The 22,263-nt window shown below is 43.6% G+C and carries 25 protein-coding genes and 1 tRNA gene; 11 read left to right on the forward strand and 15 right to left on the reverse strand.

What is annotated here, in order from left to right:
* Positions 1–40: 40 nt before the first annotated feature.
* The 11 genes from HMPREF0671_RS10155 to HMPREF0671_RS10205 form a co-directional block, all read right to left on the reverse strand.
* Positions 41–1,243, reverse strand: coding sequence for a tetratricopeptide repeat protein (locus HMPREF0671_RS10155; protein ID WP_052053010.1), 1,203 nt, complete (start codon positions 1,241–1,243; stop codon positions 41–43).
* Positions 1,244–1,386: 143 nt separating this feature from the next.
* Positions 1,387–1,893, reverse strand: coding sequence for a leucine-rich repeat domain-containing protein (locus HMPREF0671_RS10160; RefSeq protein ID WP_062434542.1), 507 nt, complete (start codon positions 1,891–1,893; stop codon positions 1,387–1,389).
* Positions 1,894–1,918: 25 nt separating this feature from the next.
* Entirely contained in the window at positions 1,919–2,248 is a 330-nt protein-coding gene (locus tag HMPREF0671_RS10165; protein ID WP_156958409.1) for a hypothetical protein, read from the reverse strand.
* A gap of 328 nt (positions 2,249–2,576) precedes the next feature.
* Entirely contained in the window at positions 2,577–3,461 is an 885-nt protein-coding gene (locus HMPREF0671_RS10170; RefSeq protein WP_036900205.1) for a carbon-nitrogen hydrolase, read from the reverse strand.
* Between the two features lie 29 nt (positions 3,462–3,490).
* A complete protein-coding gene (locus tag HMPREF0671_RS10175; RefSeq protein ID WP_036900206.1) occupies positions 3,491–4,534 on the reverse strand; it encodes an agmatine deiminase family protein in 1,044 nt (347 codons plus the stop codon).
* A 143-nt stretch (positions 4,535–4,677) separates the two neighbouring features.
* Complete coding sequence (locus HMPREF0671_RS10180; protein WP_198025905.1) at positions 4,678–5,400, reverse strand: DsbA family oxidoreductase; 723 nt, start codon at positions 5,398–5,400, stop codon at positions 4,678–4,680.
* Between the two features lie 81 nt (positions 5,401–5,481).
* Positions 5,482–5,555 (reverse strand) — tRNA-His (locus tag HMPREF0671_RS10185).
* 84 nt (positions 5,556–5,639) lie between these two features.
* Entirely contained in the window at positions 5,640–6,035 is a 396-nt protein-coding gene (secG, locus tag HMPREF0671_RS10190; RefSeq protein ID WP_036900210.1) for a preprotein translocase subunit SecG, read from the reverse strand.
* Positions 6,032–6,814: a hypothetical protein gene (locus HMPREF0671_RS10195; protein ID WP_036900212.1), complete on the reverse strand. Its 783-nt coding sequence runs from the start codon at positions 6,812–6,814 to the stop codon at positions 6,032–6,034. Before HMPREF0671_RS10195 ends, secG begins: the two co-directional genes overlap by 4 nt.
* Positions 6,815–6,883: 69 nt before the next feature.
* Complete coding sequence (locus HMPREF0671_RS10200) at positions 6,884–7,360, reverse strand: LptE family protein (protein ID WP_369793991.1); 477 nt, start codon at positions 7,358–7,360, stop codon at positions 6,884–6,886.
* A gap of 40 nt (positions 7,361–7,400) precedes the next feature.
* Positions 7,401–8,651 carry a sigma-54-dependent Fis family transcriptional regulator gene (locus tag HMPREF0671_RS10205; RefSeq protein ID WP_036900213.1) on the reverse strand — a complete coding sequence of 417 codons (1,251 nt, stop codon included), beginning with the start codon at positions 8,649–8,651 and terminating at the stop codon, positions 7,401–7,403.
* 523 nt (positions 8,652–9,174) lie between these two features.
* Between HMPREF0671_RS10205 and HMPREF0671_RS10210 the strand changes: the two genes are divergently transcribed.
* The 5 genes from HMPREF0671_RS10210 to HMPREF0671_RS10230 all read left to right on the forward strand — a co-directional run bounded on the left by HMPREF0671_RS10210 (position 9,175) and on the right by HMPREF0671_RS10230 (position 13,203).
* Positions 9,175–9,801 carry an ABC transporter ATP-binding protein gene (locus HMPREF0671_RS10210; protein WP_052053016.1) on the forward strand — a complete coding sequence of 209 codons (627 nt, stop codon included), beginning with the start codon at positions 9,175–9,177 and terminating at the stop codon, positions 9,799–9,801.
* Positions 9,802–9,828: 27 nt separating this feature from the next.
* Positions 9,829–10,599 carry an ABC transporter permease gene (locus HMPREF0671_RS10215; RefSeq protein WP_036900243.1) on the forward strand — a complete coding sequence of 257 codons (771 nt, stop codon included), beginning with the start codon at positions 9,829–9,831 and terminating at the stop codon, positions 10,597–10,599.
* Positions 10,600–10,626: 27 nt separating this feature from the next.
* Positions 10,627–11,496 carry a DNA/RNA non-specific endonuclease gene (locus tag HMPREF0671_RS10220; protein ID WP_036900215.1) on the forward strand — a complete coding sequence of 290 codons (870 nt, stop codon included), beginning with the start codon at positions 10,627–10,629 and terminating at the stop codon, positions 11,494–11,496.
* A gap of 84 nt (positions 11,497–11,580) precedes the next feature.
* Complete coding sequence (locus HMPREF0671_RS10225) at positions 11,581–12,369, forward strand: Nif3-like dinuclear metal center hexameric protein (RefSeq protein WP_036900217.1); 789 nt, start codon at positions 11,581–11,583, stop codon at positions 12,367–12,369.
* A 3-nt stretch (positions 12,370–12,372) separates the two neighbouring features.
* On the forward strand, positions 12,373–13,203 hold the full coding sequence (locus tag HMPREF0671_RS10230; RefSeq protein ID WP_036900218.1) for a zinc ribbon domain-containing protein: 831 nt from the start codon (positions 12,373–12,375) through the stop codon (positions 13,201–13,203).
* Between the two features lie 145 nt (positions 13,204–13,348).
* Here HMPREF0671_RS10230 and HMPREF0671_RS10235 read toward each other — a convergent pair whose 3' ends face one another.
* Positions 13,349–14,152 carry a DnaJ domain-containing protein gene (locus HMPREF0671_RS10235; protein WP_036900220.1) on the reverse strand — a complete coding sequence of 268 codons (804 nt, stop codon included), beginning with the start codon at positions 14,150–14,152 and terminating at the stop codon, positions 13,349–13,351.
* A 347-nt stretch (positions 14,153–14,499) separates the two neighbouring features.
* Between HMPREF0671_RS10235 and HMPREF0671_RS10240 the strand changes: the two genes are divergently transcribed.
* Together HMPREF0671_RS10240 and HMPREF0671_RS10245 are read left to right on the forward strand one after the other, a co-directional pair.
* Positions 14,500–14,973 (forward strand): AraC family transcriptional regulator, encoded by a 474-nt coding sequence (locus HMPREF0671_RS10240; RefSeq protein ID WP_036900222.1) that lies wholly within the window; start codon positions 14,500–14,502, stop codon positions 14,971–14,973.
* A 160-nt stretch (positions 14,974–15,133) separates the two neighbouring features.
* A complete protein-coding gene (locus HMPREF0671_RS10245) occupies positions 15,134–15,595 on the forward strand; it encodes an HD domain-containing protein (protein ID WP_036900223.1) in 462 nt (153 codons plus the stop codon).
* Positions 15,596–15,710: 115 nt separating this feature from the next.
* Here the strand turns inward: HMPREF0671_RS10245 and HMPREF0671_RS10250 are convergent, their stop codons facing one another.
* Positions 15,711–16,163, reverse strand: coding sequence for a type I restriction enzyme HsdR N-terminal domain-containing protein (locus HMPREF0671_RS10250; protein ID WP_036900225.1), 453 nt, complete (start codon positions 16,161–16,163; stop codon positions 15,711–15,713).
* Positions 16,164–16,205: 42 nt separating this feature from the next.
* On the opposite strand from HMPREF0671_RS10250, the gene holA reads away from it, so the two are divergent.
* The 4 genes from holA (at position 16,206) to HMPREF0671_RS10270 (ending at position 20,270) form a co-directional block, all read left to right on the forward strand.
* Positions 16,206–17,237, forward strand: coding sequence for a DNA polymerase III subunit delta (gene holA / locus HMPREF0671_RS10255; protein ID WP_036900227.1), 1,032 nt, complete (start codon positions 16,206–16,208; stop codon positions 17,235–17,237).
* A 777-nt stretch (positions 17,238–18,014) separates the two neighbouring features.
* The gene (locus HMPREF0671_RS10260) at positions 18,015–18,479 is read left to right on the forward strand and encodes a helix-turn-helix domain-containing protein (RefSeq protein ID WP_036900245.1); all 465 of its coding nucleotides are present in this window, start codon (positions 18,015–18,017) and stop codon (positions 18,477–18,479) included.
* 118 nt (positions 18,480–18,597) lie between these two features.
* Positions 18,598–19,374: a dihydroorotate dehydrogenase electron transfer subunit gene (locus HMPREF0671_RS10265; RefSeq protein ID WP_036900228.1), complete on the forward strand. Its 777-nt coding sequence runs from the start codon at positions 18,598–18,600 to the stop codon at positions 19,372–19,374.
* Positions 19,362–20,270 carry a dihydroorotate dehydrogenase gene (locus HMPREF0671_RS10270; RefSeq protein WP_036900230.1) on the forward strand — a complete coding sequence of 303 codons (909 nt, stop codon included), beginning with the start codon at positions 19,362–19,364 and terminating at the stop codon, positions 20,268–20,270. The genes HMPREF0671_RS10265 and HMPREF0671_RS10270 overlap by 13 nt, the downstream gene beginning before the upstream one ends.
* A gap of 160 nt (positions 20,271–20,430) precedes the next feature.
* Here HMPREF0671_RS10270 and aroC read toward each other — a convergent pair whose 3' ends face one another.
* A complete protein-coding gene (gene aroC / locus HMPREF0671_RS10275) occupies positions 20,431–21,507 on the reverse strand; it encodes a chorismate synthase (RefSeq protein WP_036900232.1) in 1,077 nt (358 codons plus the stop codon).
* Between the two features lie 27 nt (positions 21,508–21,534).
* A complete protein-coding gene (locus tag HMPREF0671_RS10280; RefSeq protein ID WP_036900233.1) occupies positions 21,535–22,167 on the reverse strand; it encodes a peptidylprolyl isomerase in 633 nt (210 codons plus the stop codon).
* Positions 22,168–22,263 lie beyond the last annotated feature (96 nt).

Consider the following 22,263-nt stretch of genomic DNA (forward strand, 5'->3'; position numbering starts at 1 on the left):
CTAAAAATATTAGAGAAATCAATAACGAAAGTGCTTTATATTAATTCGTCAATGGTGTCGTCCCGTTCTTTTGCTCGTCTTTTGCCAGTTGGGCGTAGTTCTTCTCTAATTGCTTATTGAATTCTTCGGGACTTTTTTGATATAGGTTTAGATACTTGTCCATCTCCTTGACTGGTTTCTTGAGAATTTTCTTGTTGGCACTATAGTGATTGAGGGCTGCGATGATGGCATATTTATATAGGTCGAGCGAGAATTCTTTGGTGCCGTTTTTGATGGCATACTCGGCACATCCTGCGGAATAACTGGTAAAGAATGGAATTGCATTTTCTTTGTTGAACATCTTAGCTTCAGCCTCTCCTAGTTTGATAGTAACGAGGTCGGTGGTGATGGTCCAGTTCATAATATACTGCGAGGCATCGCCCATTTGATCGGCCGAGAGGAGATGATGTAGGTAATAATCGCAATATCTGAGCATGTCGTTCTTATGCTTTGTACATGCTTCCACGGTTTTAAATTCCATCATCGGAGGTAGATCTGCCTTGCCGGCTTTGGTCTCTTCGGTGAGCGTCTTGATGCGGTCGGCCAGTTTGTTGGCCTTGTCCATCTCATCGTTCATCTTGTAATATTTCTCTAGATAGGGTACCTCGTCAAGATATTGCTGGGAATGTTCGCCGTAGAGTTGCTTTAATATGCCCAAAGCACGCAATTCGTACTTCACGGCATCGGCATGCAAACCCTCGAAAGAAGAGTTTTCGGCCACGTGCATGAGTATCACTGCCATGTCGTGATTGTTTTCTAGCTTGGTCTCATATATCTTTAATGCTTTCTTGGAATTATCCAATGCTGCCTTCGTATCTTTGGCCGTGCCTTGATACAGAGCCAGATTGTCGAGTAGAAAGGCGTATTGTGCGTCCTCATTGCTGACGTATTGGCCATATATGTCGGCTGCTTCTTGGGCAGTAGCTATGGCCTTTTCCAGTTGGTTGAGACGATACTGGCATTTGCCAAGTTGTACTAGAGACATGGCGTATGTCTTACTATGTGCATTGTTTGCTTCTTTAAAAAGGTTCAGAATCTTCTGCATGACCTCGCCTGCTTGCTTGAATTTCTCTTGTTTGAAGAGTTGGATGTACTCTGGAGCCAATTTGTCGGCAGCCTTAATCTTGGTAGAATCAACAGTATTTTGTGCATTGATGGCCAATGCGCAGAATACCATCAGATTAATAAGGAATAATTTTCTCATGATGATTTGGATTTGATAGATTTCAAATCCAAAGATAAATAAAAAGTATATATAAAAAAAATATTCCCTGAAAAAGATTTCAGGGAATATTTTGATTCACTATCTGTAGATTCTCTAAAGGGATAGAGATACCAGAATATGTATTATTTTACAATCACTTTCTTCGTACTTCCGTCGCTCATCTTTATGATTTGGATGCCTTTAGTAGTTGCGGTTGCACGCTTGCCATCGAGCGTGTAGCGTGCAACTTCTTTTACTTCGGTTTTAGCTACAACATCGTTGATGCCTGTAGTGACCTTGGTGAAGGGCTTCCATAGTGGATGTGCGGCATATTCTTCCGCAGCATCTTTGTCAATAGTTAGCTTGCAATTGGCATATTTAAGATTATGAAACGTGCTCTCGTCAATGGCTGGAGGAGTGATAGCAGCCACACGAAGGTCGGTAATAGGGCAAACAGCGAAAGCTCCTTTGCCTAGCTTCGTGAGGCTTTTGGGCAAATTGATATCCTCTAGTGATCCACATGAGGAGAAAGCATATTCACCTATACGCTGTAGTTTCTCACCGAATACTACTTTTTTTAGTCTACTATTATTAGACAAAGCTTGACTTTCGATTTCTGTTAATGCATCGGGGAGCACGAGTGTTACCAAGCGTGTGCTTACAAATATATTGGTTTTAAGTGTATTTGCCTCTTTCTGTATATTGTCCTTGGTTGCCAGATGGATGGTGTTCGTCTTTATCTATGGTGGCTTTTTTTAGGTCAAGATGGTCAAGGCTTGCCTCTTTTACCTGTTCATCATCGCCATTTAACCCAACCATTTCGCGCAATACACGCATGTCTTCACCGTTGAGAGGCCCCACAACTTTTAAATCTGTAATGGTGAGATAGTTTTCTGGAAGTACTGTTTTGAGTCTTTTTGTTTTGTCAAGTTTAGCAGTAAAGGTTTCTGCATGTGAGCCGATTGCGAGTAAAACGCATAACGTGAGCATGTAAAATTTTCTCATAAACTCTGTTTCTATTAAGGTGGGCTCTAATAATTAGCTTTGTTATAGATAGCAACTGTTTGTAAAATCCAATCCAGTATGTGGCAAAGCGTAATCCATTTATCATTATTTGTTATTGTGGTGGTAATTATTAGAACCCACCTTTGTTAATTACTTATGTCCGTATCCTGAAGTGCCAACCCTCTTTCTAATTCCCAATTGGTATTAAGCATGTGTGATATTAGTTACCTTTATGGGGGAAGTTGCTACTCTTCGACTGCGCACCGGTGCGTATTTTGGCAATACTTGCTCTCCAGTGTACGCCATCTCATTGCTCCGTCTATCTTTATCAATCTATGAATCGTTTCGTTATGTCACCGTAATTTTCAATGCGTCGGTCGCGAAGGAAAGGCCACCAGCGGCGTACATCTTCGCTATGATCAAGGTCAATATCCATGACTATGCTCTCTTCATCGTCGTCGCAAGCACGGTAATGTATCTCTCCTTGTGGGCCGGCAACGAAACTTGAGCCCCAGAACTGGATGCCTTCGGTCTGTCCGGAAGGGTCGGGTTCAAAGCCAACTCGGTTGACTGCCACTACAGGGAGGCCATTAGCAACGGCATGACCACGCATAACGGTAGTCCAAGCTTCGCGCTGTCGCTGCTGTTCTTCAGCCGTATCGCTGGCCGCATAACCTATGGCTGTGGGATAGATAAGCATGTCTGCTCCTTGCAAAGCCATGAGTCGGGCTGCTTCCGGATACCATTGATCCCAACATATTAGTACACCAAGTTTGCCTATAGAGGTTTGGATGGGATGGAAACCGAGGTCTCCGGGGGTGAAATAAAACTTCTCGTAGTAGGCAGGGTCGTCTGGAATGTGCATCTTACGGTACTTGCCGGCGATGCTACCATCGCGCTCTATCACCACAGCTGTATTGTGATAAAGTCCCGGAGCGCGTTTCTCGAAGAGCGAAGTGACGATGACGACACCATATTCGCGTGCCAACCGGCCGTAAAAGTCAGTCGAAGGACCGGGTATCGGTTCTGCTAAATCGAAGTTGGCAACATCTTCTACTTGGCAAAAATAGAGCGAGTTGTGCAACTCCTGTAGGATGATGAGTTGTGCACCGCGGCGTGCCAAGTCGGCTATTTCGGTGGCAATGCGTGCTATGTTGTTCTCAATATCAGCCACATTGTGCTGTTGTAAGAATCCTATTCTGATTTCTCTCATGTGCTATAAAAATAAATGGAGGAATGAATTTAAATGACTCCGATGGGGAATTGCATCGTCAAGCAATGCAGAGAACCGTGTTGTCTAATGACGGTACGGGCGTCTATACCCACTATTTCATGTTCCGGGAAGGCTTCACGGATAGTCTCTATCGCTCTTTGATCGTTGTCCGGTTGAGCATAGGTGGGGCAGATAACAGCCCTGTTGAGTATCACAAAGTTGGCATAAGTGGCTGGCAGTCGCTCTCCATCGTCGTAGATAGCGGTGGGCATAGGTAGCTTTAGCAATCTATAAGGTTCGCCCTCGCTTGTTCGGAGCGATTGTAACTGTTTCTCAAGGGCTTTGAAATCGGCATATTGTTCGTCGCTCTCGTCGTCACACCCTACATATAATAAGGTGTCGTTGGGAGCACATCGCACGATGGTATCTATGTGTCCGTCGGTGTCATCGCCCACCAAATTGCCGTGGTCGAGCCACACAATGCGCTCAGCATGTAGCTGTTGGCGAAGCCGTTGCTCTATTTCGGCTTGTGTAAGCGGTTGGTTACGATGTGGAGCCATGAGACATTGAGAGGTGGTAAATACCGTTCTCGCACCATCACACTCTATACTTCCGCCTTCCAACACGAAGTCGGTGTGGTCTTCAAGCGTTCCTTGGAGGATGCTATGTGCCGACAATTGGCGAGTAATAGTATTGTCTTTCTCCCACAGGAACTTCTCGCCCCATCCGTTAAACTTGTAATCCAACAATACAGGGTGCCCATCGTGCAGGAGTGTGATAGCCCCATGATCGCGTGCCCATGTATCGTTTGTAGGGCATTCGAAGAAGATGACGCGCTCCATTTGTGTGTTAGACAACTTGTTCTCTAGCAATGTTCGCACCTTAGAAGTATTGGGTGAGACAACTAATAGCTTCTCGTGCAGCGTGATGACTTGAGCCATTTGCACAAAGGTATTGGTGATGTCATCTAGATAAGGTAGCCAATCGGTATCTCCATGTGGCCACGTCAATTGGATAGCACTTTGTTCGTACCACTCTGCTGGAAGCGTATATGTAGCGTTCGTATCTGTCATTTGAAATGTATTATGACTGCAAATATAGCGAATTTATTTATGAAAGAGAATAGCTTATAATATAATATGGTGCATATAATAAAACAAAAATCCCTCATTGAGGGATTGATTTCTTTATTTTGGTCCCTCAATGAGGGAATTAGCTAGTTGCAACCATGAATTCCGCAAGCCTTGCCGTCGGTATCGATGTCGGCATTCGGGGCTTTACCTTCATAGGCGTTTTCGAGCAACTGTAGGATTTCGCCTACCGTCTTTGCACCATTTATGTTGAATTGACGGTTCACAACATAGGCTGGAATATACTCGAACTCAATCTTCCATGCGTCATCTTCCTCTTGTTTTACATCTTCTTCGTAACGGTTACTGGTCAATACGGACTGCACCTCTTCGCTGGGTAGGCCGACTTCGGCAGCTGCCTGAATCAATACTTGATGGTTGGCCACATTCTTGGCTTCAATGAAATAAGCGTGGAACAAGGCTTCCAACAACTCAGCACGTTTTCCATATACATCGGCCAAAACGGCTAATCGATGTGCATCATGGGTACTTACTCGTTTAAGATGCTCTATATCGTAGTCAAGTCCATCACCGGCTGCATAGTCTTTCACTTCGTATAGATGCTTTAAAGTCATGATACTTTCGGCATCACCTTTGGCCTTTGCTTCTTCTATTATGGATAGCTCGGTGTCTTTTGGGGCATCAGGATTCAGTTCAAAAGCACGGAATTGCACATTCACCTCGTCGCGATGGATGAAATTTTTCATAGCTTGGGCGAAGCGACGTTCACCGATATAACAGTAAGGGCACGCGATGTCGTACCATATTTCCACGTTTAATTTCTTGTCTTGTTGATTGATTCTTTCCATGATTTCCTCCTTGAAAAGTGATATGATGTACATTATAAAAAAGAAAGGAGCTATTCTGTAGTAGAATAACTCCTTTTCTTGGGTGGACGGTGGGACTCGAACCCACGACATTCAGAACCACAATCTGACGCTCTAACCAACTGAACTACGCCCACCATGTTGCTTTCTTTCTTAAAAGCGAGTGCAAAGGTAGCAGAATTATTTGAACTCGCCAAATAAATCTGCTACTTTTTGCAGAATTATTTTGCAGGAGTCGTTGGAGCCTTAGGAGCAGCAGCCGGTGTACCCTGTTGGCCACTAGCGGCCGGAGCTGTCTGCTGTTGGCTGGCGCCAAAGCCCTGTGTATTGGTAGGATTGGTAGTCTGAGTCTCTGTTGCACTCTGCTCCATAACGCTCTGGTCGGTTGTTGCCTGAGGAGCTACATAGGCACAAACGATGCTGAAGAGAACCATAGCTGCAGCGAGTCCCCAAGTGGTTTTCTCTACGACATCAGTGGTTTTGCGAACACCCATGATGGTGTTTGAAGAGGAGAAATTAGACGATAGACCACCGCCCTTTGACTCCTGAATCAATACGACAGCAACCATGAGGATGGATGCCAAAACTATCAGAATTACGAAAAGTGTGTAAATCATTTTGTTGTTATTTTGTTTTTATTGTTTATTATCAATTTTTCTAAGAATCGTATTTGGTCTGCAAAGTAAGCATTTTTTTTTGGATAATTCAAATCTAAACGCTTAATTATTTCGAGAGCTTTCTCATATCTACCTTGTTTAATATAGATCTTGGCCAGTGTTTCGGTGAAATATCCCTCATCGGTAGGACTCGATTCGTCATCAGAAGTGTCTTCTATCTCAGGTACGAATTCCGGTTCTTCTTTCAGTTGAATTTTCCCTTTTTCATTATTAATGAAGTTATCGATGAGGCTTTGGCCTCGTAATTGGGGCTTATCCTCGCCCTCGACAATGTGTTCTTCTTCCGTTTCTGTCTCCAATAAGTAGGCCACGTAGTCCACAGCTGCGTCGGCCGGAGTGGGTTTGCGCTTTGCTTTCCTGTCGGTCTCCTGTTCTTTTTCCGAGGGGATGGAATCCAAGAAACTGTCGATAAGTGCTGTGGTGCGGTCTTCCAAAGGCTGCTCTTCTTGTTTGTTTTTAGCTGTGAGAGCCGACCGTTGAGGGCGAATTTTGTAGTGAGTGGCCTCAATCATGTCGAAAATTTTGCGACGGTCGGTCATATAGAGAGCAGCACTACGCAATTCTTCGTCGAAAGTTGCATCGTGTAGTAAATAGAGATTCTGCAACATCAGCAGACGTGCGGTCTGGTAATAGGGGTGTAGTGCCAGCAGACTTCGGAGATCGTAGAGGGTCTCCTTGTCCATCAGTTCCGGATGTTGTATGAGCTGTTGAATTTCCATTTCTATTTTTCGCAGTGCTGTCTTTGGCGCTTTGAGCGTATAAGACAACTGTGCTTTCCTTATATGATATTACCAGTTGGCTACTGTTGCGTTGAATATTTGTTCAGTTATGTCTTCAATCATCTGTGTTACTAGTTCCTCTTGTACCGAGTTCAAGCTTCGTGTAGACTCGTAAGTGGCGGTAGATGTGAACGAACGTTCAAAGTCTTCGTGATGGTTCACACGGTTTGTAAAGCGTACATTCACCGTGATAGACAATTCTACTTGGGCTGATTTACCTTCGCTTGATACCGATTTGTTGCGCTGGTTGTATTGCGAAATCTCACCTTCTATCTTCAAGTCGCCGTTGCGTTTCACTTGAATGAGGCGAGTGTGGTCGGCAAATTTATCTTTCAGTTTGTTGTTGAACATCGACGCCATAGGTCCCCACACGTAGCTACTACGAATAGGGAACTCGACGATCTGAATGGTCTTGGTCTTCGTATAGTCGATGCTCGAACCGTTAAACTTGTAACTGATGGAGCATGCGGAGAGCAATAAAGCCATGCATAGCGTGATGGCTGCTGCCTTTCGAGGGTGTTGTAAACTATTTATTGCTTTCCAAACCATATTGTTTGATTCTTCTATAGAGTGTTCTGTCGGATATTCCTAGTTCTATGGCAGCCTTTTTTCGGTTGCCTCCATTGCGCTCCAAGGCTTTCTCAACCATCTGTCGGCCAAGGTCGCTCAAGTTCAAACTCTCCGGTTCTTCTATCTCTTCGGCCACCGCTTCTTCTGCCGCCGTGCCTCTAGGAGCTGCTACCACGGGATAAGGTGTGGCTGTGGCGGGTATCAATGGAGCGTCGTTTACGGGTAGTGTACTATTGAATCCGCCTGCTCCGGCTAGATGGTGGAGCTCGTCGAACTGCTTGCGCAGGTTGTTCATGTCGCGACGTAGGTCGCCCACATTGCCCCGTAGCTCGTACAATATCTTATAAAGTATCTCGCGTTCGCTCTCGTATGAGTGTGCACCGGGCTTGGCTATGGTGGCCAACTGCGTACTCTCCACATCTTGGGGAATAAAGTGTAGCAGGGTCTCTTCGTCTATTTCGCGCTTCTCACTGAGTATAGACATCTGCTCGGTGATGTTTTTGAGCTGGCGGACGTTGCCCGGCCACTTATATTTGAGCATGATTTGTTTGGCTCCGTCGGTCAGTGTTACCTTGGGAAGTCGATACTTCTCGGCCATTTGCATGGCAAACAAGCGAAACAACAAAATAATGTCTTCGCCACGAGAGCGTAGTGGCGGCATTTGAATAGGAATGGTGTTCAAACGATAAAATAGGTCTTCGCGGAAGCGACCCTCGCTCACTGCCTTGCGCATATTTACGTTGGTGGCTGCCACAATGCGTACATCCGTCTTCATAATTTTCTGTCCGCCCACGCGAATATATTCTCCTGTTTCGAGTACGCGTAGCAGTCGAGCCTGTGTGGCAAGCGGCAGTTCACCCACCTCATCAAGGAAGATGGTACCCTTGTTGGCCGTACCGAAGTAGCCTTCGCTTTCGCCTATGGCTCCTGTGAACGAACCTTTCTCGTGTCCGAACAGCTCGCTGTCAATGGTACCTTCGGGAATTGAACCACAGTTGATGGCGAAATACTTCTCTCGGCGACGCGGAGAATTGTCGTGAATCACGCGTGGTACAATCTCTTTACCCACACCGCTTTCACCTATTATCAATACGCTCAAGTCGGTAGGTGCCACCTGTAGGGCGACATCTAAGGCTCTGTTCAATCCGTCGCAGTTGCCGACGATATTGTAACGTTGCTTTATCTTTTGCAGTTCGGATGTATTCATTGGATGACAAAATTACGCATTTTATTCCAAAGGTCTGTAATTTTGGCAGTTTATTTATCTATTTTTAGGTAACAATCTTGTGTAGGTAAAGGTGACAAACTAAAAAACTCATCATGCTGCATAGCCGAGGCAATGTTGCTGCCGAGCCCATGCAGCATTGCTGAAAAGCCGAGACAGCGATGCTGAGGAGGCGCTGCAATAACCTCACCCCAGCCCTCTCCCAAAGAGAGGGAGAATATTTAGATTTACAAGTGGACGAGTTGAGATTTCTGTTTTTAAGTCTTTGAGTTGATGAGTTCTTTGTTTTCTTTCTCTTTTGGGGAAGGTTCGGGGTGGGGGTTATAGCACAGGAGACGGTGTACACACCATATTTACAAAGCTAATAAAAGAGCTTTTGCCAGTCTGTAAGGGTGAATGCCGTTAACATAATCCTGCCGACGAGTTGTCAATAAAGTTTTGTAGAGTTGGCATGATAATCATTTTTTATCTTTAACTTTGCATACAGTATCATTTGCTATTGGTAATGTTAGAGATAAAAGATCCATCGCTGACGCTTGGTGGCCGCGAGTTGCTGAGTCCTCACCACTCATTCATCGTGTATGAGGGGGAGATACTGTGTGTCACAGGTGGCGAGGGGAGTGGTAAAACGACGCTGTTGCGTGTGTTGATGGGATTGCAACCGCTTGATAGGGGATTTGTGAATACCGATGGAGATTTGCTTGATGAGCGGTCGGCACCGTATTTACGTAGAGAGATGGGGTATGTTCCGCAATATTTGGATTTACCCGATGAGACGGTGGAGCAGTTGATAGAAGAATATCTCTACATGCAGGTGAATGCTTCCCACCGCTTGAATCAAGACCATGTGTTGGCACAATGGCGAGCCATGGGCATTGATAAGGCTTATTACCAGAAGCGTGTGAAAGATGTGCCACGCGGCATGTTGCAATGGATCATGATAAGCCTTATCGCAGTAACGAAAAAGAAATATGTGCTTGTAGACGAATGGGACGCATCGTTGAATCGTCAGTTGGTGATGATGGGATTGCGGCAGATGGCTGATAATGGGGCTGCCGTGGTGGTCGTAAGCAACGATGGAACCATCTATTCGGGCTGTCAGAAGCATGTGGCATTGAGTGAATGGAGATAGAGTAAACGAGATATAATATTGTAAGAAATGGCTATAACGATAGGAGGAATGATTTTTGGATTGGTATTATTGTTGATACCACTGTTCGTGATATACCAATTTAATTTGGGATTGATGCGTCAATTGGCAGTATCGGTGGGCAAGATGATAGTCTATGTAGGGCTGCTGGGCGTTTTTGTCAATGTACTGATGAAGTGGAACAGCGTTACGTTGAATATCCTTTGGGTGCTCTTGGTGGCGGTATTGGCATCGGCATCGGTTTTGACGCGGGCTAAATTGAGTGTAGCGCGATTCATAATTCCTACTTCCATCGGGCTGTTTACAGCTGCTATCGTGGTGGGGGTGTATTTTGTTTTCCTAGTTTTGAATTCGCAGAGTCCGCTGAGTGCGCAGATATTCTTACCATTGACGGGATTGCTTTTGGGTTCAATGCTCGAAGTAAATGCTAAAGCACTACATATATATTATATAGGTATAAGAAACCATCATCAGCTTTATGACTATCTGTTGGGTAATGGAGCCACGCATGGTGAGGCCGTGAACTACTTCATTCGCAGGGCTTTACAACGCAGTTTGACACCTTGTCTCGCTCAGATGGGGCTGCTCGTGGTGGCTCATGCACCTGTAATGATGTGGATGTTGTTGCTAGCCGGCGTCGATACATGGACGGCTGTAGGACTCGAAGTCCTCGTGCATGTGGCAGCGTTGGCGGGTGTTTGCATCTCGATGGTGGTAACGTTGTTTGTGGCTCGCAAGTATGCCTTCGATGGATATGGCCGTTTGAAGAATGTGGCATAGAGCCTCTCATGTTGTAATTTGAATCCGATGAAAAGATATTTATTGAGTATATACGCCTTTGTAGGCATCTCTTTGTTGTGCGGTTGTCAGTTTGGTAAGGCAGGACATAGGCAGTTGATGCCCGGTATCAGCAAGGATAAAGAGGCATGGGCGAGCAATGAAAGGGTAGAAGAGGAAGTTGAAAGGAAAGTAGGAAGTGAGCCTGTAGTGGTTGATACTGGCATGCTTATACAGAAAACTCCAGTCGGTTTACCTGCTCAGATACTCCATCGGACGGGCTATGTGGTGTCTTATAACCCGGAAACGCGTATTCCTAACTGGGTGGCATGGGAATTGACGGCCGACCATACAACGGGGCCTTACAAGCGTAAAGGAATCGAATTTCACTCTGATGATGAGGCTGAAGGGCCGCGAGTAAATACGTATGACTATGCACGTTCGGGCTATGACCGTGGTCACATGTGCCCTTCGGGCGATAATAAGTGGAGCAGGCAGGCGCAGGAAGAATCGTTCTTACTGACCAATGTGTGTCCGCAAAACCATCAACTCAATACCGGTGACTGGAATGAATTAGAAATGCAATGCCGGCGATGGGCACAAGAATTTGGTCGTGTGTATGTAGTTGCCGGACCAATTCTGTTCGATAAGAAACATAAGACGATTGGTCGGAACAAGGTAACTGTGCCTGAGGCCTTCTTTAAAGTGGTTCTGTGTATGGAGGGAACGCCTAAGGCTATCGGGTTTGTTTATCGCAATGAGAGTGGAAACAGACCCAAAGGAGACTACGTAAACTCCATCGATCAAATAGAACGAATTACGGGTATTGACTTTTTCTCGGCTTTGCCCGATGATATTGAGGCCAAAGTGGAGAAGGAAGCCGACCTAAATGAATGGTAAATATTAAAACTTGTTAACTATAATTGGTTGGAGTTGATAATGTAAATAAAAAACTGTATCTTTGCCATTCGCAAAGTGCTGAATATGAAAATAAAACAGGTGGTTGATGCCCTTGAACGATTCGCGCCTCTGCCCTTGCAAGAAGACTACGATAATGCCGGCTTACAAGTAGGATTAACAGAAGCGGAAATTTCAGGGGCTTTATTGTGTCTAGACGTTACGCCCAAGGTTGTTGACGAAGCCATAGCGCTTGGTTGCAATCTCATAGTGTCTCATCATCCCCTTATTTTCCATAAACTGCGCTGCTTGACAGATGAAAACGAGGTGCAATTGACGGTTCGTAAGGCCATCGAAAATCACGTGGCTATCATGTCGATGCATACGAATATAGATAGCGCTATGGGTGGTGTAAACTTCAAGATTGCGCAGAAAATGGGGCTTGTGAACCCTGTCTTCTTCGGTAAAACGAAGACCGTTGATGGAGTAGATGGTGGTGAAGGCGTTGTAGCGGAATTTGAATCACCGGTGGCGGCAGACGATTTGGTGTTGCTCTTGAAACGTACTTTCGATGTGGAATGCGTGATGTGCAATCAATTATTACGCCGTCCTATCAAGCGAGTGGCTATCTGTGGTGGTGCAGGCTCGTTCTTGTTGGACGATGCTATAGCCGCGGGAGCTGATGCATTCATTACCGGTGAGATGCACTATCACGAGTATTTTGGGCATGACCAAGAGATACAAATTGCTGTCATCGGTCATTATCAGAGCGAACAATATACCAACGAAATATTTAAATCAATCATAGAGGAGGCGTGTCCGGGAGTAGTTTGCTATCTCGCAAAGACGAATACGAATCCTATAATTTACTTATAATATATGGCAAAGAAAGATCCTACAGACTTGTCAGTAGAGGAAAAGCTGAAGACCCTCTATCAGTTGCAGGCCACATTGAGTGGTATTGATGAGAAGAAAGCGCTCCGTGGAGAGCTTCCACTCGAAGTTCAGGACCTCGAAGATGAGCTAGAAGGCTTGAATACTCGCGTTGAAAAGATAGAGTCAGAGATACGCGAATTCAAGGACGCAATGGCTCAAAAGAAAGAAGAAATTGCTAAGGCTGAAATTAGTGTAAACCGTTATCAGGAGCAACTTAACGATGTTAAGAACAATCGTGAGTACGATACATTGACCAAAGAGATTGAGTTTCAGTCGTTGGAAATCGAACTTTGCAACAAGAAAATCAAAGAGGCTCTCATCAAAATCGAGGAAAAGAAGGCCGGTTTGGAGCAGACTCAAGCTTTGATTTCAGAACGTGAGGCCGATTTGGAGCATAAGAAGAGCGAGTTGGAAGAAATCATGCAAGAGACTCGTGAAGAAGAAGATAGACTGAAAGCAAAAGCAAAAGATTTGGAAACAAAGATTGAATCACGTCTGCTTTCTAGCTTCAAGCGTATTCGTAAGAATGCCCGTAACGGTCTTGGAATCGTGTATGTACAGCGCGATGCTTGCGGTGGTTGCTTCAATAAGATACCGCCACAGCGCCAGCTTGACATCAAAATGCACAAGAAAATCATCGTTTGCGAATATTGCGGACGTATCATGGTTGACCCGGAATTGGCAGGTGTAAAGCCTGAGCATGCAGAAATGGAGGAGAAACCGAAGCGTAAGCGTGCCATCCGTAAGACCAAGAAAGAGGAAGAAGAGGATTAATTAGTTCTCTATAAGGAAGGGTATTGGTATACAATGATACCCTTTTCAAATGAAAAGACATAGGATTTAGCGATGTATCTATGCCGATATTCGGCTGTTATGGAAGCATTGGTAAATCTTATGTCTTTTTGTTTTTATACGCGATTTACAATCCACGAGCCTTGTAAATCTTTTCTTTAGCCTCGTTTATTTCCTGTAATTTTATCTCAGCCGCTTTACGAATATCCTCTCCGAGGGCTGCCACGCGATCAGGATGATGCTTGAGTGCCATCTTGCGGTAGGCTGCTTTTATCTCCTCATCGGTGGCATGAGGAGTGATACCCAATACTTGATAAGCTGCATCGAGATTGTTTTTGCCGATGTTGAGCAGCGAGTTGATATCTTCGTGATCCATACCGAGCTGCCTACCCATGAATCGAATAGCCTCTATTTCGGCTGTTACGACACTGCCGTCTGCTTGCGCTATCATCAGCAAAAAGTGGAGTAGTTGCAATCGTTGGGCGTAGTCCATGTTCATGGCAATCTGTCTGCACGAGTCGGCGATGATGTTTCGATAAGCAATATCGCCCATTTGTTTCTGCTGTTCAAACAGTCTTCGCATGATTTGGTCGCCTTGTTGTACGGCAGACTCGCCGAAATTCTGGCGTAGGAAGTTGCGTACCAACTCCATTTCAGAGTGCATTACCTTGCCATCGGCTTTCACCTCGTACGATGCAAGTACCAATAATGAGAATAGAAAGGAGTTTCGTTGTCCCTCATACGACTGTTGATATGCGTGTTGATGAGCTGAATGTTGCTGGTCGTTCGTGTACCTCGGTTCGTTATCAGGCGTATTGACAGCGTCCAATCCGGCATCGAAGAGGGCGCCAAGTGCAAATCCTGCGAGTGCACCGAGCGGTCCCGCGTTGATAAAACCAAGAAATCCTCCTATCCATTTTCCTATTGCCATAGTGTGTTACGATTGTTGTAAGTAAATCTGAGTGGCATTTTCAAAGTGCTTACTCGTTGATGTTGTTGTATAATAAGGTTGTCATTGACAACTGATGGAGTGAGTGCAAAATGTATGCCATTTGTTGAAAATTGTATCATATTGCCCGAAGTAAAGCTCATAGAGGTTTTGAAAGTGAATAAAGGTAGACTACCTTGCAATTTCAAAGAAATGTGCAAAGTGAGTTTAATAATCAAAAAAAATAAACTAAGATGGTGAGATGTGTCAAATATTTACTAATTTTGTCGGTCATGTTAGGTATTACCACTGTATGAAGTGGATTTAAGGTAATTAAGTTTTAGCGGAAGATGGCAAAGTATAATATCAAAGAAAAAAAAGAGAAGAAAGCGGCTTACCGCACGTACATGAATCCCGATGTAAAGGACGATTTGTATGAAAAGATTCGTAATAAGATTGTATTGGAAGCTAAGTATAAGGATAAGGCTTACAGCGCAAGGCAACTTGCCAGCGATCTTGCTACCAATGTAAGGTATATTTCGGCAGTATGTGCTGATCGTTTTCATATGAATTATTGCGAATTAGTGAATTCTTATCGCATTAACGAGGCCATGAGTATTTTGGCAGATAGGCGTTATGCCAAGTTGAGAATGGAAGATGTGAGTGAGATGGTAGGATTCTCTAATCGTCAAAGTTTTTATAGTGCATTCTTTAAGTTACAGGGCAAGACTCCTCGTCAGTATAAGAAGGAGTTTTTGAAGGTAGAACCTGCGGCTGAAAAGAAGCAGGGGCGTCGTGGTAGACCGGCTAAACAGGCGGTCTAAGTACGGACGGAAAGTATTAATAAACAGCATCAAGGGCATGGCCGACGGATTTGTCGGTCGTGCCCTTTTCTTTTTATGTTACTTGTAATAAAAAGCGATTGGAAGAGAACACTTATCAACTTATTTTGCTATATTTGTGAAGTTATTAAAATATGCGACTATGAGAAATGTTGATATTCTTTGTGCTAAGGCTATGAAATTGGCCGGTGAGAAGCATCAAGGGCAAACCGATAAAGGGGGAGCTAAGTATGTGGAGCATGTGAAACGTGTGGCTGCTCGCTGCTATGCGGATGAAACGAAGATTGTAGCGTGGCTTCATGATCTGCTGGAGGATACGGATGTGACGCCTGACTATTTGCTTTCGATGGGATTTCCGCAAGAAGTTGTAGACGATGTTTTGGCTGTGACTCGGCAAGAAGGAGAGAGTTATGCTGATTTCATTTTGCGAGTAGAGCAGTCTGAACGGGGCAAAGAGGTGAAGATAGCCGACTTGGAAGACAACATGGATATACGTAGATTGAACGATTTATCAGAAGAGGATTGCCGGCGATTGCGCAAATATTTGCATAGTTGGAGGTATCTTCGAGGCTTGGAAAAGGATACCAGTAAGATATTAGATTAGTACTCTTGTTTTGCTGCAAGGGGATGTCAGCATCGCTGCGAAGCCTCGCCAGCGTTTTTGCAGTGGTTTGGCAGTGATACTGATAAGCCTCTGCAGTGAGTGAAGAGTTAGGAGTTTATCCCATTTCTGTGTACATCGGTATGTCTTGAAGGAAGACATATCGGTGATTTTTGTAGTCCATTTTACAGCAATAATGTTGTAAGCCATTGCTTACAACGAGGTAATCTACATGTAGAATGAGATTGTAAACGGATATTTGGTCGAATACTTTCTGTGTGAGCGTAATATGGGGTGCTTTGTATTCTACAATCATACGCGGGTGTAACAACGTGTCGTATAATATGCTATCTGCACGCAATGTCTTGTTACCTACGTTGAGTTTTACCTCGTTGGCCAGCAGGGTAGTGGGGTAACCTTTGTGTTCTATTAGAAAATGTACGAAGTGTTGTCTCACCCATTCCTCCGGTGTCAAGGCTACATAGCGGCGTCTGAGCAGGTCGAAAATGGTCGGCTTGTCTTGTGTGCCCGACAATTTTATGGGGTATGGAGGCAGGTTTAATGGAATCATTTTCTTAACTTTGTGGATAACTACGACAAAGTTAAGTAAAAAATGGCTGAAAAACGACAAACAGGAATTTCTTATGAAACATTGATGCGTGACCTCGTGGCTCGCAAATTTTCACCTATTTATATATTGATGGGCGATGAATCGTTCTATATAGATAAGATAGCAGACTATATAGCCGACCACGTATTGCAGCCGGAAGAGCGTGATTTCAACCAAACAGTGGTGTTTGGAGCTGATGTTACGGGTGCTCAGGTGGTTGATTTGGCAAAAGGTTATCCCATGATGGCGGAATATCGAGTGGTCATTGTGAAAGAGGCTAAAGATATGAAAGGTGCAGATGCACTGGAAAAGTATGTGGAAAAACCTGTGAAGTCGACCATTTTGGTGCTCTGTCATAAGAATGGGACGCTTGACCGACGTAAGAAATGGGTAGGGAAAGCGGAAGCTGCCGGTGTAGTTTTTGAAAGTAAGAAGTTGAAAGACTATCAGCTTCCCGGTTTTATCACTTCGTACTTGTCGGCTAGGAAAGCAACGATTGAACAGAAAGCGTCGCAGATGATTGCCGATCATGTGGGTGCTGACTTGCATCGTTTGACTTCGGAATTGGATAAAGTGTTAATTTCTCTTTCGGCTGATGATAGGAGAGTGACCCCTGAAATTGTTGAAAGAGAAATTGGAGTGAGCAAAGATTTCAATGCATTCGAGTTGAAAAATGCTATCATAAATCGTGACATTTATAAAGCAAATCAAATTATTAATTATTTTGACAAAAACCCTAAGTCTGGTTCACTCTATGCTTTCTTGCCATTACTGTTCTCTTTCTTCGAAAATTTAATGATTGCTCACTATGCTCCAAACAAAACTAATGAAGGAGAGTTAGCTCGACATTTAGATCTTAGGAGTATGTGGGCAGTGAAAGATTACCTCGCTGGTATGAGAAATTATACAGCGATGAAAACTCTCCAGATAATTTCTAAAATAAGAGAAATAGATGGTAAAAGTAAGGGATTGGACAATCCAAACACCTCTGCAGGTGACCTGATGAAAGAGCTTATTTTCTATATTTTGCACTAAAACGGTCATTTTTATCTCTTATTTTCTCTAGAATGAGTGCTCTTCAAGAGCACTTTTTTTATGCCTAAATGCTTTGTTATAGGGGATTTAGGTCTATTTTACCCCCTCTGAAAATCGCATATATGTAGCTTTTCGGCCACTTGTTAGGAATATGGCAGCCACGCTTGTTTTGTCATATTTACCCTCTTGTATCTTTTTTATTCACGTTTGTTTGCATTTAGAAAGCTGTATAGGATGGTCGTTATTTAGATTTTGAAATCTAAATATGTAAACATAAGAGAATAAGAATGATTGTTTTATATTGTAAATTAGATTTGTTGATACGAATATATGAATTAAAATATATAAATATATGTATGTATACAAATATTTATTCGATGCATTTATATTGATTATAATGTGTTGATAACTAGTTATTTATGTATTTGTAATAAACTAAATGCCATGAAGTTTATGCGAAATATTGGGCTATATAGGATGTAATATACACTATTTAAACTATGTTACAACTGTAAGTTGTTGTATATCATATAATTATTTGTTTATATTAAATAGAAAATTTGCTAATTAATACTAGATTCAATTTACAATATACAAAACCGAAGTATACCCTAGGCAATCATGGTATTGAAATTTGAATATTTAAAAATACAAATATTAAATTTAGACTTTAAAAAACTATATTAGACTGTTGGTGATGTGTTTTTTTTACTTTACCTTTGTAAAGTTAACGTCAATGCCCTATTTTGGGGGCTTACTCACCAAATTGAAGCAATTATGAAGGATAGAATTAGGAATATTATGGAGAGTCGAAAAATGACTCAACAAGAATTTGCAGAATTTATTGGGATGTCTCCGGCATCGTTGAGTAGTATTTTTAATGGACGTACTCGTCCGACACTCAATATTGTAGAAGCCATCAAAAATAAAATTCCCAGTATCTCTACTGATTGGTTGATGTTTGGTACTGGGACGATGTATGAATCAGAGAGCAGTAATGTTGAACAGTCAAAGGAGGAAACTCACTCCTCCACTGCTAGTGGTATGTTGGATTTTTCGGCTCAGGGTGAAATTCCAACACCTGATCTCTTTACCGATACGTCTGCTCAACGTGTGCCTAAAATGACTCCAAATCAAGCTAAAAATATTATTAATATTCTTGACAAAAAGACTCGTAAAATAACAGAAATAAGAATCTTTTTTGACGATAAGACATGGGAGACGTTTGTCCCTAAGGAATAGTTGATTTATGACTTTTGCTATTTGCACCTTATTATATATATAAGTGTAGAATTCAATCTGAATATTTTGATTTGGCTTTAAATTAAGTTATCTTTGCAGATACATACCAAAAGCATCGATGAAAAAATACGTTTTAGACCTTCGGGTTTCTTCTGTAGAGGCTTTGAGCGATAAGCATGTGCTTATTAAATTGACTGCTTCACAGGCTTTACCTGATATGCTTCCCGGACAATTTGTTGAAGTTCGTGTAGACAATTCGCCTTCTACATTTCTTCGGCGTCCTATTTCCATTTGTTTTGTAGATAGAGATAGCAATGAGTTGTGGCTTCTAGTGGCTGCCATAGGCGACGGAACACGTCAATTAGCGCGTCTGAATACAGGTGATATGGTGAACTGTGTATTGCCGCTTGGTACCAGTTTCTCTATGCCGGCATCTGCTGATAAGAAGGTGTTGTTGATTGGTGGCGGTGTGGGGGTAGCCCCGTTGCTGTTCTGGGGAAAAGCATTGAAGGATATGGGGTGTGAGGCTACGTTCATTCTAGGCGCTCGTTCTGCGAAAGATGTGTTGCTTCTAGACGAGTTTAATAAGTATGGGCGTGTGTGTGTAACGACCGAGGACGGCTGTATGGGAGAGCGAGGTTTTGTGACCAATCATTCTGTCTTGGTGGCTGAAAAGTTCGACCAGATTGGTACGTGTGGGCCAAAGCCTATGATGTTGAGTGTGGCTCGATATGCCCATGAGCATCAAATTATGTGCGAAGTATCGCTAGAAAACCAGATGGCTTGCGGTCTTGGAGCGTGTCTTTGTTGTGTAGAGAAGACCGATGAAGGCAATGTATGTGTGTGCAAAGAAGGTCCGGTGATGAATATTAATCGATTATTATGGCAGCTTTAGGAGTCAAGATAGGTGGTTTGTCGCTGAAGAATCCGGTGATGACGGCTTCCGGAACGTTTGGTTATGGGGTTGAGTTTGCTGATTTCGTACCGCTCAATGAACTTGGTGGTATTGTGGTAAAAGGGACGACTTTGGTCCCTCGTGAGGGCAATGATTATCCTCGTATGGCCGAAACTGCGATGGGTATGCTCAACTGTGTGGGGCTTCAGAACAAAGGGGTGGACTACTTTTGTGAGCATATCTATCCTGAAATTAAGGATATTGATACCAATATGATAGTCAATGTGAGTGGCAGTTCACCGGAGAATTATGCTGAATGTGCTGCTCGTCTGAACGATTTGGAGTGTATTCCGGCGATAGAGTTGAATGTAAGTTGCCCCAATGTGAAAGATGGAGGGATGGCTTTCGGTACGACATGTGCCGGTGCTGCCAGTGTCATAAAGGCTGTGCGTGAGGCTTACCATAAACCTATTATCGTGAAACTTTCGCCCAATGTGTCGAATATTGCGGACATTGCGCGTGCTTGTGAAGCTGAGGGAGCCGATAGTGTGTCGCTTATCAATACACTCATGGGAATGGCTGTGGATATAGAAAAGCGTAAACCGCTGTTGAGTATTCGTACCGGTGGACTCAGTGGGCCGGCTGTAAAGCCCGTTGCTTTACGTATGGTGTACGATGTATATCATGCAGTAAAGATTCCTGTAGTGGGAATGGGAGGCATCTCTACGGCCAAAGATGCGATAGAATTTATGATGTGTGGTGCTACGGCGGTGGAGATAGGAGTGGCTAACTTTATCGATCCTGCTGTCACAATCAAGGTGCGTAATGGTATTGAAGCGTGGCTTGATGAGCATGGTATTGCTGATGTGAATGAGATAATTGGCGCAATAGAATAAAAAAATGAGGGTGGCTTATGAGCCACCCTCAACCAACACAAAAACTAAACTAGACTTTACTAAACACATTATTGGAATCTCTCGATTCCGCAAATTGTTGTTGTAAATTTCATATAATTTTGTAGATAAAGCCTTGTAGTAAGGTCTTTTTTCTTCGCTTTTACCATTTAACGGCGCGATTCAGTAGATAGTTGTCGAGTAAAACCATGGCGGTCATGGCCTCTACGATAGGTACTGCGCGTGGTAAGACGCATGAATCGTGACGTCCACGTACGTCAAGTATCGCAGCATTTCCTTGTTTGTCCACTGTATTTTGCGGCATTAAGATAGTTGCAACAGGCTTGAATGCCACTCTAAAGTAAATGTCTTGGCCGTTGCTGATACCACCTTGGATGCCACCACTACGGTTGGTTGCAGTAGTAATTTGGTCATCGACGTTGATGAATTCGTCGTTTTGCTGACTTCCTCGTGCCGATACGCCATTGAATCCTTCGCCATATTCAAAACCTTTGACAGCATTGATAGTGAGCATGGCACCCCCTAATTGGGCATGGAGTTTACCAAATTCGGGTTCTCCCAATCCTATGGGGCAACCCTTTATCATGCATGTGATGATGCCGCCAACGGTATCTCCTTGTTTTTTAACGCTTCTAATGAGTTCTTCCATCTTTGCAGCTACCTCTTGGTCGGGACACCTTACAGGGTTGTCTTCAATCTTAGAGAGGTCGTATTTGCGATAGTCTCTGTCCAAAGCAATGTCGCCTACCTGCGAAGTATAGGCTTTGATGTCGATGCCCAGTTGCTTGAGAGCAAGCTTGGCAAGCGCTCCTCCAACGACTCTGGCAAGTGTGATACGAGCCGAAGAGCGCCCTCCGCCACGATGATCTCGATTCCCATACTTGTTGTAATAGGTGTAATCTGCATGTGAAGGACGGAAAAGATTGCGCATATTGTCGTAATCTTTGGAGTGCTGATTGCGATTACGAACCTCAAAACCAATCGGAGCACCGGTCGATTTTCCCTCAAATATGCCACTTAAAAACTCTACTTGGTCGAATTCTTTGCGGTCGGTAGTAATCTTGCTTTGTCCCGGACGGCGTCGATTGAGTTCGTTTTGGATAAACTCAAAGTCTATCTCTATACCGGCCGGAAAACCGTCTATGATACCGCCAACAGCGATACCGTGGCTTTCACCAAATGTGGTGAGGGTGAAAATATTTCCAAAAGTATTTCTCATATTGCTTTGAATATGATGGGGGTGTGACTATTCATCATGATGATGGCAGCTGCATTCACCATCGTGATGGTGCTTTCCACAGCATCCTTCACCGTGTTCATGGTGATGCCCACAGCCACCTTCGCCATGTTCATGGTTGTGATTGCAGCTTCCGCAGTTACATCCTTCACCACTCAGGCGATTGATCATGCCTTCAATTTCTTCGTTTGTAGCTTCGCGTGATTCTACTATGTGCCCCTTGAAGTTGAGTTGCTTGCCGGCAAGAGGATGATTCAAATCCATCTTTACGGTTGAATCTGTAATCTCCAATACATGTCCCATGAATCTGTTTCCATCTTCATTCTGTAGTGGAACAATTGCATCTACGAAGATATTCTCATGGTCGAAGTGTCCATTAATGCTGAAAATGCTCTTATCTAAGTCCAATACACGCTCTTCTTCGAACTCTCCGTAAGCTTCATCGGAAGTGAGGGTGAAATCGAATTCAGCTCCTTTTTCCAAGTCAATTACAGATTTCTCAAACTTATCAAGCGTGACACCGAATCCGCTAATAAATTGGAATGGTTTCCCTACGGTGGCTTCTTCTACCATTTCTAGCTCTTCGCCGTCGATGGTTGTTAGCTTGTATGCAACAGCAATATACTTGTTGTTATTTTCCATTTTCTAATATATAATTAATAATATGGGTATAATGGTACAAAGGTACAAATAAAAAACGAGATAAGCGATGGTGCTTATGCAAACTTACAGAATGAG

Source organism: Prevotella sp. S7 MS 2 (genome assembly GCF_000762865.1).
Lineage (GTDB): Bacteria > Bacteroidota > Bacteroidia > Bacteroidales > Bacteroidaceae > Prevotella.